General features: G+C 35.4%; 13 protein-coding genes. 4 read left to right on the forward strand and 9 right to left on the reverse strand.

The window, feature by feature from the left end; genetic code table 11:
- Positions 1–39: 39 nt before the first annotated feature.
- A complete protein-coding gene (locus ABVM53_RS08765) occupies positions 40–945 on the reverse strand; it encodes a NifU family protein (protein ID WP_371455127.1) in 906 nt (301 codons plus the stop codon).
- Between the two features lie 134 nt (positions 946–1,079).
- On the opposite strand from ABVM53_RS08765, the gene ABVM53_RS08770 reads away from it, so the two are divergent.
- The gene (locus tag ABVM53_RS08770) at positions 1,080–2,078 is read left to right on the forward strand and encodes a type IX secretion system membrane protein PorP/SprF (RefSeq protein ID WP_405330855.1); all 999 of its coding nucleotides are present in this window, start codon (positions 1,080–1,082) and stop codon (positions 2,076–2,078) included.
- Here the strand turns inward: ABVM53_RS08770 and murI are convergent.
- The 8 genes from murI to ABVM53_RS08810 form a co-directional block, all read right to left on the reverse strand.
- Positions 2,075–2,869 carry a glutamate racemase gene (gene murI, locus ABVM53_RS08775; protein ID WP_405325193.1) on the reverse strand — a complete coding sequence of 265 codons (795 nt, stop codon included), beginning with the start codon at positions 2,867–2,869 and terminating at the stop codon, positions 2,075–2,077. The genes ABVM53_RS08770 and murI overlap by 4 nt on opposite strands.
- Before the next feature lie 73 nt (positions 2,870–2,942).
- Complete coding sequence (locus ABVM53_RS08780; protein ID WP_128756410.1) at positions 2,943–3,455, reverse strand: OmpH family outer membrane protein; 513 nt, start codon at positions 3,453–3,455, stop codon at positions 2,943–2,945.
- 74 nt (positions 3,456–3,529) lie between these two features.
- Complete coding sequence (locus ABVM53_RS08785) at positions 3,530–4,480, reverse strand: OmpH family outer membrane protein (RefSeq protein ID WP_405325196.1); 951 nt, start codon at positions 4,478–4,480, stop codon at positions 3,530–3,532.
- Between the two features lie 33 nt (positions 4,481–4,513).
- Entirely contained in the window at positions 4,514–7,099 is a 2,586-nt protein-coding gene (locus tag ABVM53_RS08790) for an outer membrane protein assembly factor (RefSeq protein ID WP_371455124.1), read from the reverse strand.
- A gap of 4 nt (positions 7,100–7,103) precedes the next feature.
- Positions 7,104–7,844: an isoprenyl transferase gene (locus ABVM53_RS08795; RefSeq protein WP_405325199.1), complete on the reverse strand. Its 741-nt coding sequence runs from the start codon at positions 7,842–7,844 to the stop codon at positions 7,104–7,106.
- 9 nt (positions 7,845–7,853) lie between these two features.
- A complete protein-coding gene (locus ABVM53_RS08800; RefSeq protein WP_405325202.1) occupies positions 7,854–8,540 on the reverse strand; it encodes a DUF6089 family protein in 687 nt (228 codons plus the stop codon).
- A 96-nt stretch (positions 8,541–8,636) separates the two neighbouring features.
- Entirely contained in the window at positions 8,637–9,521 is an 885-nt protein-coding gene (locus ABVM53_RS08805) for an NAD kinase (protein WP_128756415.1), read from the reverse strand.
- Between the two features lie 8 nt (positions 9,522–9,529).
- Complete coding sequence (locus ABVM53_RS08810; protein WP_405325206.1) at positions 9,530–10,192, reverse strand: acetoin utilization protein acuB; 663 nt, start codon at positions 10,190–10,192, stop codon at positions 9,530–9,532.
- Positions 10,193–10,282: 90 nt separating this feature from the next.
- On the opposite strand from ABVM53_RS08810, the gene ABVM53_RS08815 reads away from it, so the two are divergent.
- The 3 genes from ABVM53_RS08815 to ABVM53_RS08825 all read left to right on the forward strand — a co-directional run bounded on the left by ABVM53_RS08815 (position 10,283) and on the right by ABVM53_RS08825 (position 13,276).
- The gene (locus ABVM53_RS08815) at positions 10,283–10,999 is read left to right on the forward strand and encodes a pyridoxine 5'-phosphate synthase (protein ID WP_405325209.1); all 717 of its coding nucleotides are present in this window, start codon (positions 10,283–10,285) and stop codon (positions 10,997–10,999) included.
- Entirely contained in the window at positions 10,996–11,766 is a 771-nt protein-coding gene (locus tag ABVM53_RS08820) for an alpha/beta fold hydrolase (RefSeq protein ID WP_405325211.1), read from the forward strand. The genes ABVM53_RS08815 and ABVM53_RS08820 overlap by 4 nt, the downstream gene beginning before the upstream one ends.
- 274 nt (positions 11,767–12,040) lie before the next feature.
- Positions 12,041–13,276 (forward strand): OmpP1/FadL family transporter, encoded by a 1,236-nt coding sequence (locus ABVM53_RS08825; RefSeq protein ID WP_371455118.1) that lies wholly within the window; start codon positions 12,041–12,043, stop codon positions 13,274–13,276.
- The last annotated feature ends 2 nt before the right edge of the window (positions 13,277–13,278 follow it).

Below are 13,278 nucleotides of genomic sequence, written 5' to 3' on the forward strand. Positions count from 1 at the left end.
ATAATAAGACCAGTTTTACAGCTTATTTTTGTTAATCTACTAACCGTTAATAGCTTCGACACTATTAATTTTGCCTTTCAGCATTTCTTTTAGCATATTTTCAATACCATTTTTTAATGTAAATGTTGAAGATGGGCAGCCACTACAAGCGCCTTGTAATACCACTTTTACATTTTTTGTTTCAGGATCATAATTTTTAAAAAGAATATTTCCGCCATCACTTGCCACTGCAGGTTTTACATATTCTTCAATGATGTTTGCTATTTCTTTAGAAATATCATCCATTTCTTCAAACTGTGATTCTTTTTCTTGCTCTACAGCTTGAGGTGTTTTTTTAAAGTTTTCAGAAAGAATTTCTTTACCGTCTTCAATGTAGTTCTTTATAAATTCTCTTATTTCCTGAAATACATTATCCCAGTCTGCCACGTCATACTTGTGAATGCTTACGTAATTAGAATCCATAAAAACTTCCTTGACAAAAGGAAAGTTAAATAGTGCAGCAGCCAATGGGGCATTTTTGGCTTCGTCAATATTTTTAAATTCTAATGTTTCGGTAACCAACTTTTTATTAGTCACAAATTTTAGTGCAGCCGGGTTGGGAGTACTTTCTGCATAAACAGTAACAGGTACTTTTTTAATTGAATTTTCATCTTCAATTATAACAACACCGTTATCATTTAAAAAATCTTCAATTTGTTGAGATAATTCATTTTGAACATCGATCCAATCTACTATGCTGAATTTTTCGATTGCTACAAAATTTTGTGATATATATACCGTCTTTACAAACGGAAGATAAAATAGCTGCTGTGCTAACGGGGAGTTTTTTGCTTCATCAATATTTTTAAATTCGTAGCTATTGTGATTAACTAAGAATGAATTTGCCTGAAATTTTTTAATTGCAGGATTTGATGTAGATTCTATAGAGATGCTAAATGTGCTCATACTTTAATTTTGTGCAAATTTAGCTAATTTTGAAGTCTTATAATTTATTTTACAACGCTTAAAGAGTATCTACCCAATAAATTAATTAGCTTTACATCTTTCGCCCTGTGTCTTAACGACCTAAAATACATATCATTATTTTGAAGAGATATATAGTATTACTTGTTTTGATTTTTGGTCAATATAGTCAGGCGCAAGAGGGAATTCCTGTTTACTGGGATTATCTAACAGAAAATCTTTATTTATTGCATCCTTCTATGGCGGGAGCTGCAAATTCTAACCAGATTAGAATTACAGGGCGTCAACAGTGGTTTGATATTGAAGATGCGCCTAACTTATATACGGCTGCAGTAAATGGTCGAGTAGGAGATAAGGTGGGATTAGGAGCTATTTTGTTTTCTGATGAGAATGGTAATTTTTCCCAGCGGGGAGTTTATACCACATTTGCTTATCATCTATTATTATCCAGAAATTACATAGATCTTAATCAGTTGTCTTTTGGTCTTAGTGTAGGTCTTTTGCAAAATACACTTGATGAGAGTTCTTTTGATCAAACCGATTTTGATCCCATTATTACCGGTGGAAGTCAAACAGATAATTACTTCAATGTTGATCTGGGAATGTCTTATTATTTTCTTGATTTCTATGCGCACGCAACCGTCAAGAATATTCTCCCTAGAAATCGCGCCATATTTACACCAGAGTTAGAATCCACAAATCAGCGTCGTTATCTGGCATCTGCCGGTTATGTTTTTGGGAAATTTAATAGTCCGTGGAGTTATGAACCATCTCTAATGTTTCAAGCTACAGACGAAACCAAAGAGGTTACATTAGATATAAACGGAAAGGTCTATCATAAATTTGATTGGGGGAAATTATGGGGTGGCTTATCCTACCGAAGAAACCTGGATGGTGCGCAATATCTTAATAGCGATGGCGCAGTTACGAATCAAAAATCTCAATACTTAACTCCATTTCTCGGTGTGACGTATGGTAATTTTTTAGTTGCCTATACGTATACGTATCAACAAAATGATATTGTAATCTCTAATGGATTTCATCAAATTACTTTAGGTTATGATTTTGGAAAACGTAGAGAGCAATATGAATGTAATTGTCCGGCGATAAATTAAAATTCTAAATAGTCCACACTTAGATCTTTGTCTTTTTCAGAATGCGTAAGCTTGCGTAATACTGTTGTACTTGCATTACTAAACAGCAAATGATTTACAGCATCGTTATTAGGGTTTACGAGATTATTTTTAATAAGTATATTTTTTGTCTGTAGAGCAACAGCTTGGCCAGAATCTATGATAGTTACATTCTTTGGTAAAATAGTACGTAATACAGGAATTAGATAAGGGTAATGACTACATCCTAAAACTAAATAATCTATATTTTGACTTATCATTGGCTGAAGATACTCCTCAAGTAATTTGTGCATTTCTTCAGACTCTATTCTATTTGCTTCTATAAGCTCTACTAAGCCTTTCCCTACCACTTCAATCACTTTGAGGTCTGATGCGTATAGGCTAGATGTTTGGTGAAAGAGAGCGCTACTAAGTGTTCCTTTTGTGGCTAGTATTCCTATTGCTTTACTTTTTGATGCCAAGGCAGCCGGCTTTATTGCTGGTTCAATACCTATTATGGGTATTTTATATTTTTCCCTCAGGATTTCTATGGCGTTTGTAGTAGCTGTATTGCAAGCGACGACAATAATCTTGCAATCTAGATTAATTAACTTCTCCGTATTTTTAATAGACAGCTCTATAATCTTTTCAGCAGATTTTTCACCATAAGGAGCATTCGCTATATCTGCTAGGTAAATAGTGTTTTCATTTGGTAGAGCTTTAATAATTTCTTTCCAAATAGAAGTGCCGCCTACACCACTGTCAAAAACGCCTATAGATTGTGAGTTTCTCATAAACCAAATATAAAAAAACTGCCCTACCGAAATTAAGCGGTAGGGCAGTTTTATAAAAGTTATTTTGGTGTGTTTAGATACCTAAATCTTTCTTTACATCAGCCATAAGGTCGTAACCGTCTGCTAAAATTAGACCAGTACCTGTAGTGCTGTCTAAAACGTATTTGAAACCTTTTGCACGAGCAACTTTCTGGATTGCAACACGCGCTTTCTCTACGATAGGCTGTAAAGCTTCAGATTCTTTCTTTTGAAGATCTCTCAAAGCGTTTTGACGGTATTCCATTATTTTATTACGAGTTTGCTCAACTTCAGATTGACGTTGTAGGTTTGTCTCGTCAGTTTGGCTAGTCGCCTCATTTCCGTAACGCTCCATAGTTTTCTTTAGTTCGTTAGCCATATTTGTCATTTCAGCATCGTACGAACTCTGTAATTTTTCTAAGTCAGCTTGCGCTTGCTTATACTGTGGCATTGATGTTAACAATTCTTGAGTAGCTATGTGAGCAACTTTAAGATCTTGAGCCTGCATAAATCCTGTTGTTCCTAAGATTAAAGCTATGGCTACAACTAGGGTTTTAACGTGTTTCATTGTAAGTAATATTAAGTGTTTAATTATTTAAGTATTGAAATGCCATTGGTAAAGCCTAATGGCGAGGCGTAATTTTAATTAATTGAATCCTTTATCTTTTTACGTGATTCTAATATAGAATCTTTTCTTCTTTGTCTTTCTTCTAATATTTGTTGCCTGCGTTGTTCTGGAGTTAATACTCCTTCACTGCTTGATTCAGCTTCTGGTAAACCCGGTGGATTGCCAGATGATCTTGATCCATTTCGTACATTTCTAATTGAATCTTTCTTACGCTGACGCTCATCTAATAGTTGCTGTCTACGATCATCAAATTCTTTTTGCTTTGCAGCTTGTATAGAATCCCGTAATGCACGGCGTTCATCAACGATACGATCCCGCTCAGACTGTTTTGCTGCATCTTCAGCTTCTCGTGCTTCACGTTCTCTTACTTCATCCAGATCTAAAGATTCATCACGCTCTAACTGAGCTTTGTCTGCATTATTATTTACCTGACTTCTCTTAGAAGATCTTTTAATACTCAACAAAACTTGATCGCTAATATCATTGCGCTTATCTGCATATAACATAACTAGCTCTTCAGACTTATCAAAGACAAAATCATATTGTCTGTTTGCTGAAATCTCCTGTACTGCATTAAAAACCTGATCTTGAATAGGTTCTACTAAAACACTTCTCTGTTTTATAAGATCACCCTGAGGTCCAAATCTTTTCTGCTGATATTCTAATATTTCATTCTGAAGAAATCGAATCTCATCTTCTCGTTCTTTAATAAGTTCTTGAGTTAATAAAACACGTTCATTCTCAAGAGCGGTCTTCATTAAATCTATCTCCTTAGTCCTTTTTTCGATTTCATCTTTCCAACCTGCCACACGTTTGTCTAATTGTATTTGCGCTTCCTGATATTCAGGAACATTTTCTAAGATATAGTTCATATCTACATATCCAATGCGAATACTACGTTGTGCTTCTGCCAAGAATCCCGTAAATAATACGGTTAAGCTTAGTAAAATAACGTTGTTTCTCATAGACATTAATATATTAGAAAATATCGTGCCAAATTAAAATTGTTGTCCAATTATAAAGTGTGTTTCCCATCCGTTAGGTCCGCCTACTGTTCCAGGAATTGGGTCAAATCCATAACCAAAATCTATTCCTAAAAGACCAAAAGCCGGCATATAGATACGTACACCTGCTCCCGCAGATCTGTTCATTAAGAACGGATTGTAATCTTTAAAATTATCAAATGACGATCCTGCTTCTCCAAAAACTAAAGCATAAATAGATGCCGAAGGTTTTAAAGTGATAGGGTAACGCAACTCAAATTCAAATTTATTAAAAACTGTAGCACCATCACTAGCATCTAAGCTAGAATTATCTACACGGTCTTGTGGAAGTACAGATTGATTAGGATAACCACGTAAACGTATAACTTCACGACCATCTAGTGCATAACCACCTAAACCATCACCACCTAAGAAAAAGCGGTCAAAAGGAGGGATGCCTCTATCATTATTGTATGCTCCTAAGAAACCAAATTCTACTTTAGAACTTAAAACCAATTTACCTACTAATGAAGTAAACCATTGTCCTTCAAATTTAACTTTATAGTATTCTAACCAGTTAAAACGTTCCTGATCTATTTCTGAAATTTCTGTTTGATCTGCTACAGGATCTAAAGAAGCACGAGTATCAGCTAACTCTTTATAGTCTGTCCCGTTCCACAATGAATAGGGAGGTGTAAGCTTTGCAGTTAAACTGAATTTAGATCCAGTACGTGGGAAAATCGGGTTAACGTCACCTTCATTTCTTGAGATACCTACTGTATATGCTAAGTTTTCTGAAGATCCATTACCAAATGTAAATAAGCCTACATTATAATTTCTCAAATCAAAATGCTGAAAACTTATAGCATGTGAAATTGTAAAATAGTTATCTGGTACTTCAAGACGTTTAGCAAGACCTATAGATCCACCAGTAATTAAGAATCTACTGTCTTTATCTGGTCTAGCAGTATTGCCACCATTAAAGTTATAGCGATATTGGATACTGTGAGAGAAGCTCAATTGCAACTGCACTGGCTTTTTACCTCCTAACCAAGGTTCAGTTAAGGAAGCACTATACGTTTGATAATAGGTACTAGCCTGTGCTCTTAAGCTAAACTTTTGCCCATCACCCATAGGTAAAGGCTGGTAAGCATCTTTATTAAATAAGTTCTGAATCGAAAAGTTATTAAAAGATAGTCCCAATGTTCCTACAAATCCACCACCACCATAACCACCTTGTAATTCTATCTGGCTGGCTCCTTGCTCTACTAATGCGTAGTTAATATCAATAGTACCATCGTAAGGATTAGCATTTAAAAACTGAGGATTTAATTGCTCAGGATCAAAGAATCCAGTTTGACCAAGTTCTCTTGTAGTTTGTAAAACTGCAGCCTGACTGTAGCGCTGTCCGGGACGTGTACGTAGGTTACGATAGATAACACGGTCTTTAGTTTTATCATTACCTGAAATTGTAATACGATCAAAATAAGCAAGCTTACCTTCAGTAATACGTATCTCAAAATCTATAGTATCGTTCTCAACATTTACTTCTACAGGATTTATAGAAGAGAATAAATAACCGCTATTCTTATAAAGATTAGAAAGGTCGTCTGCGTTAGGATCTCCATCCTTAGAAATACGCTCCTTTAATAAAACACCGTTGTAAACATCACCTTTTTCAAGACCTAACTGGCGAGCAAGCTCTCTATCTGAGTACACAGTGTTGCCTAGAAAGTCGATATCTCCGATGTAATACTTGTCACCTTCTTCAAGACTTAATTTTAAGGTAATAAGGTCTTCACCACTATGAATTAAAGTGTCTGTAACAATTCGAGCATCTCTAAAACCGTTTTCTTTGTATTTATCAACGATTGCTACTTTATCTTCATCGTAATTTTCAGAAATATATTTAGAGCGTTTCCAGAAACGAATAAGATTTTTCTGCTTTGTATTCTTCATTTGCTTGCGCAACTTAGCATCAGAAATTTGCTCATTACCTATAAACTCAATGTCCTCAATTTTAACACGATCGCTTAATTCTACATTTACTAACATATCTACACGTTGTGTATCTGTAGTATCTGTAGTAGGTCTGGTTAAAATGGTAACCTTAGAATTTAGATAGCCTTCTTTCTTATATTTATTTTCAATATAATACTTGGTTTTGGTTATCAGGTTTTCAGTAACCTTAGTTCCTTTATTAAGATCATTATCTTTAATGATGTCTTTAGTTTTCTTTTCCTTAATACCAGTTATAGTAACCTTATTAAGTTCAGGAACTTCTTCAATCTCAAATTTAAGATCTACTTTGTCACCATTAATAGTAGCGTAAAGATTTATATCGCTAAAAAGATCTAGATCCCATAGTTTTTTAATCACGTTACTAATACGATCTCCGGGAAGATATACCATATCTCCACTCTTTAAGCGAGTAAAAGCAATTACGGTTTGCTCATTATACTGCTTAGCTCCTACAACAGAGATAACGCCTATCTCATATTGCTTTCCGTTAGAAACCGGTAAATCATTTTGTGCTGTTGCTGTTGTAAAACTTATACAACTTAGTAAAAAGGCTAAAATTACCCCTGTTTGTTTAGCCATCTGCTTAGTTAATTTGCTCACTCGTCTTTCCAAATCGTCGTTCTCTTTTCTGATAATTATATATTGCTTCGTACAGATGTTTTCTTGTAAAATCTGGCCAGAGCACTGGTGTAAAATAGAGCTCGGCGTAGGCTATTTGCCATAATAAGAAATTACTTATGCGTTGTTCACCGCTGGTGCGTATAAGTAAATCTACATCTGGCAAGTCATGAGTGTACAAATGTTCCTTAATGACTGCCTCATTTATTAAATGTGGCGAAATTAGGTTATTTTTAACTTTAAGACTTATTTCCTGCACTGTTTTTACCAGTTCTTCCCTTGAGCCGTAGCTCAATGCCAGCGTTAATCGTAGTCGTGAATTATTTTTTGTTTTTTCTTTTACCTCTTCCAGCTCGCGCTGTGCTTTTTCTGGTAAGCTCGAGAGATTGCCAATAGCATGAAGAGATATATTGTTGTCTTGAAGTGTTTTAATTTCTTTTTTTAAAGAAGAAACTAAAAGTTTCATCAGCGTGTCAACTTCAAACTTAGGTCGGTTCCAGTTTTCAGTAGAGAATGCATAGAGCGTCACACAAGCCACACCTAGTTCTGCACAAGCTTCTATAGTTTCTCTAACTGCCTTTGTGCCTTTCTGATGTCCTTTAACGCGTAACAATCCTTGGTTTTTAGCCCAGCGACCATTACCATCCATAATAACAGCAATGTGCTGTGGCAGTTTATCGTGATCTATTTCGTCTAAAAAATCCATTATTTATACTTAAAAACCGCAATAGCACGGCTGTCGTCCAAAGGTATATGTTACGGTAAGACCTGTAAACATATACCAGTCATTATTATTTATATTTCCAAAAGAGCTACTTTCTCCATCTCCTAAATAGCTCCCGTCCAGATTATTTGTAAATGTATAGCGTGCTCCAATCTCTGCGGCTACAATAATAGAATTGGTTACCAGTGCTTTAAAACCTACAACCATAGGTATTGCAAAATTACCTTCAGATCCTATATTTACAAGTTCATCCTCAGATGTGTCTAGTCTAAAGACGTCGTGGTAAAAGTAGGTAAATCCCGTATATAAATAAGGGGTGGCAGGCCTAGTAAAGCTATTATGTAAATCAAAATCCCAGAAGGTATATTCTATTCCCAGAGAAGCTTCAACAAAGCTTGAATTAAATTCGTAATCCCGCTGCTGTCTTCTTGGGTCGTCACTTTCGCTATCTGCAGCTTCCAGATTTGCAAAGACTAAACTAGCTCTAAATGCGTGTCGCGGACTACGATTCCATTTTGCAATTCCGCCAATAAAAGGGGCATTAGGAGCGATGTAGTTAGATTTGCCCACATCACCTATAAAATTTGTACCGCCACCATATAAGCCTATCTCATAGGTTTGTGCTTCAGTTAATAAGCTGCTGAAGAGTGCAATAATGATCGTGGATAAATACCGCATAGGTTTCAAAAGTTTGCAAATATAGCAATATTGTTTACGCAGACTCAAAAATGATTCTGTGGTCTTTTGTAAACCAATTAAGTATGATTTTATTGTTTAGTTGCGCTTGTCTTCTCCCCAAAGTAGTTTTTTTCTTAAGGTAGTTAGAAAAGTATCTTCCTCAAGAAGTACCAGTTTTATCTTAAATGAAGCTTTTGTAAGGGTAATCTCAGTTTCAATAGGTAATGTAGCAATTCTGGAGTCTAAGGAAACCAGATGTTCTTGTTCTCTACCACTTACAATTAATTTAATCTCTGTAGCGTCAGGCACTACAATAGGTCTTGCGTTTAAATTATGAGGAGCAATAGGGGTAATTATAAAGCTTGATGTCATAGGGGTGATTACTGGTCCTCCACAACTTAAAGAATAACCTGTAGAACCTGTAGGGGTTGATATAATAAGACCGTCTGCCCAGTAATTTGTAAGTTTTTCGCCATTTAAATAGGTGTCAACAGAAATCATTGAAGTTGAGTTTTTTCTGCTTACGGTAACTTCGTTTAAAGCAAAATTTAATTCTTCAAAGTTTTCATTGGGTTGGGAAGTTTTAATAGCAATAAGTGAACGTTCTGAAATACTATAATTGTTTTTCAAAATTTCTTCTACAGAGCTTACCAATCTTTCTTTCTGAACAGTTGCTAAAAAACCCAACCTACCAGTATTAATACCTACAATAGGAATATTTAAATCACGCACATAAGTTACCGTTTGTAGAATTGTACCATCTCCTCCTATGCTAAAGAAGAGATCGTAACTTGTATCTAATTCTTCAAAAGTGCTAAAATGAGAGTATGTTTTACTAATGTCATCATTTTCATGAATGAGACGCAGAAAATTCTCCTCAATAATAACTTCTACACCTTTTTGATCCAGTAAGTCAAGTAGCTGTTGCACATAATGTCCAGAATTCTCGTGATAAAATTGGCCGTAGATACCTACTTTCATAAGGGGGATTATATATTTAGGTATTTTTCAAGATACTGAGAACGCTCTCGTAAATCTTTTATAAATGCATCTTCTTGATGTTCTGAAATTACAACATAGCCGTAGCGTCTAAAAGCCTGAAGAATGGTATTAAAGCTCGTGTTGCCGCCTATTTTTATTGAAATTTGAGCGACTTCGTTTTTTATTTTTGAAATAAAAGCTCCCAATACCTTACCGTCATTACTCTCTACTATCTGACTTATTTCGCTAAAGCTATAATCGTGAATACCGTGTTCTATAACTAAAATGCTTCCGTGTTCATTTAAAAACGGGGTATTATTAAAGTAGGTCATTACATCGGCCAACTCATAATATCCTAAGTATCCCCGTGTACTCTCATCAAGTACCGGCATTAAATTGGTATTATTCTGAGCAAATGCTTCTAATACATTCAGCCAATTAGTGTCTGTACGCACAAAAAAGATCTCATACATATGTGCATTATCAGCTATTAATTCTTCAGCTTCATGGCAATGCACGTCATTTTCATTAAGGCAACCTACATAAACTGAATTCCTTGTAATAGGGACGTGAGAGTATGTGGTCTGGCTAAAGAGATCTTGCGCATCTCCCATAAGAAGGCGCTCATCTAAAGGATCGATATCTTTAATTATGAAGTCGGTTATTTTCATAGCTTCTGCTAGATGCAATTTAATTAAAAAAAAATAAGGTGTTAGCCTGTGCTACTTCGTATTTTTGTAAGCAAAGTTACAATTATTGAAATGACAAAATTAAGTGTAAATGTTAATAAGATAGCCACATTGCGTAATGCACGTGGAGGAGATGTTCCTAATCTTATCAAGACAGTAAAAGATATTGAGCGCTTTGGAGCACAAGGCATTACTATACATCCGCGTCCAGATGAACGTCATATTCGTTATCAGGATGCCCGCGATTTAAAAGATGTAGTTACTACAGAATTGAATATTGAAGGTAATCCGGTAGAAAAATTCATAAATCTTGTTTTAGAAGTTCGTCCTGAGCAAGTGACACTCGTGCCAGATTCTGTAGATGCAATTACATCTAATGCAGGGTGGGATACGGTAAAACATAAGATATTTCTGAAAGAAGTTATAGAAGAATTTAAACGTAACGGCATACGCACGTCGGTTTTTGTAGATCCTATTCCTGAGATGATTGAGGGTGCAAAACTTATAGGTACAGATCGCATAGAATTATATACTGAAGATTTTGCAACTAAATTTAAAAATGGTCAGCTAAGTGCAGTGAAACCATATGTAGAGGCTGCTTTACTTGCTCAGGACTTAAATTTAGGTTTAAACGCCGGTCACGATTTGTCTCTAGAAAACATTCAGTTCTTTTCTGATAGTATTCCAGATTTATTAGAAGTTTCTATAGGTCACGCATTAATTGCTGAAGCGCTTTACGACGGACTAGAAAAAACCATAAAATCTTATTTAAAAGCCTTAGATAAATGATTTTACACAGCAACATTTCTGGTTCTGGAAAAGCTTTTGTTATTCTTCACGGATTTTTGGGGATGGGTGATAACTGGAAATCACTCGCCGGCCAGTTTGAGGAAGCAGGTTATGAGATGCACCTAGTAGATCAGCGTAATCACGGTAGAAGTTTTCATGATACTGTTTTTAATTATGAGGTACTTGCAGATGATTTAAAGGCATATTGCGAAGCAAAAAATTTAAAAGAAATTATTTTATTAGGTCACTCTATGGGTGGTAAAACAGCAATGCTTTTTGCTATTCGCTATCCAGAGTTTGTAGATAAATTGATTATTGCAGATATAGGTCCTAAGGAATATCCACAACATCATCAGCAAATTTTAGAGGGACTTCAAGCATTATCTGCAAGTAAAGAAGCACGATCATCTCGTGGTGATGCAGATGCTTTTTTAGAAAATTATATTCAAGATTGGGGAACGAGGCAATTTTTGCTCAAAAATTTATACTGGCAAAAAGATAAAACACTTGCCTTGAGAATGAATCTTCCTGTTCTGGTTAAAGAAATTGAGTCAATAGGAGAGGCTTTGCCTACTCAAACTATCTATGAAGGAGCAACTTTGTTTCTTAAGGGAATGAAATCAAAGTATATTTCACAAGATGATGAACATCTTATCCATGCACATTTCCCAAATGCCGAAATAAAAGGTATTAAAGATGCAGGACATTGGCTTCATGCTGAAAATCCCGAAGACTTTTATAAGGGAGTTATGCAATTCTTAGGTTAAGTGCTTGTGGTATAAAACATACAGATAGGGAGGTAAATTTCAGTTTAACCAATCTAAATAGAGGCTATAGCGGGTTAAAATCATAAAATTCTACATTATAGATTAATAAATTATTAAGAATAGTTATTACAACTCCCGAATTTTTCATAAAATTGCTTTCACAGATTTATTATGCATACATAATAAATATCGTGATAAAAATGCTTAAAATTTGTGAGATTCCTAATTTTAGCTATTCAATTATTAGATTTTAATTTTTAACCCCCTTTAAAGCATGAAGAAAATTTTATTTACGTCTTTATTCTTATTCTCCTGCGCGATAACGTTTGCGGGAGGTTATAGAGTAGGACTTCAAGGGCAAAGAGCTCTTGCGATGGGTCACACCGGTGTGGCTTACGTAAACAGTGCTGAGATTGCATTTTTTAATCCGGCTGGTTTGGTTTTTTTAGAAAATAAGATTAACGTTTCGGCCGGTGGGTTTGGCGTTTTTTCTGATGTAGCTTGGCAAAACACAAGTACAGGACAGTTCTCAAATACAGACAGTTCTGCGGGTACTCCATTTTATTTATATGGTTCCTATGCGCTAAATGAAAGATTCAGTTTAGGTCTAGCAGTCTATACACCTTACGGTAGTGGTGTAGAATGGCCTACAGATTGGGCAGGTTCACATTTGGTTAATGATATTGATCTTGCGGCTATTTACATTCAACCGTTAGTTTCCTTTAAAATTAATGATAGATTCAGTGTAGGTGGTGGCCCTATCTTTGTGACTGGTAGCGTTAACTTTAATAGAAATGCAAACAGAACTCTTACAGATTTAGAAGGTAATCGCTCTAATATTACAGTAGACGATTCTGGTGTTACAAACTGGGGTTGGTCTGTAGGTACACTATTTAATGTAACAGATGATTTAAGTATAGGTGCAAGTTACCGTTCTGAAATTATCTTAGAATCTACTGAAGGAGTTGCGACATTTGCAAACTTTCCAGACTCTCCGCTAGTTCCAGATAATGGTGAGACAAGTTTTGAAGCTTCTCTTCCTTTACCAGCAGAGCTTACGGTAGGACTGTCTTACCAGCGTCAGAAATGGGCGTTCAATTTTGATTTTACCCGTACCTTCTGGGATGTGTATGAAGATTTAGATATCGTTTTTGGAAATGGTGAAGAATCTATAAATCCACGTAATTATGATAACTCTTCTATTTATAAGTTTGGATTTGCCTATCAGGCGAGTGAGAAATTTTCTTTGAGAGCAGGTTATTATTATGACCAGACTCCTATACGTTCAGGATATTTTGCTCCAGAAACTCCACGTAATGATGGTCACGGTTTTACCGCAGGTCTTTCTTATGCGATTTCTAACAATTTTGCTATTGATGCATCTTTCTTGTATTTGAGATTTGAAGAAATTGATGAGTCATATGATTATGTGAGTGATGGTTCTTCTTTTGGAGGTACTTACAAATCAAGTGCATTTGCTCCGGGAATTGGTGTGACATATAAAATGTAAAC

The organism is Leeuwenhoekiella sp. LLG6367-2.1 (assembly GCF_045055775.1).
Lineage (GTDB): Bacteria > Bacteroidota > Bacteroidia > Flavobacteriales > Flavobacteriaceae > Leeuwenhoekiella > Leeuwenhoekiella aequorea.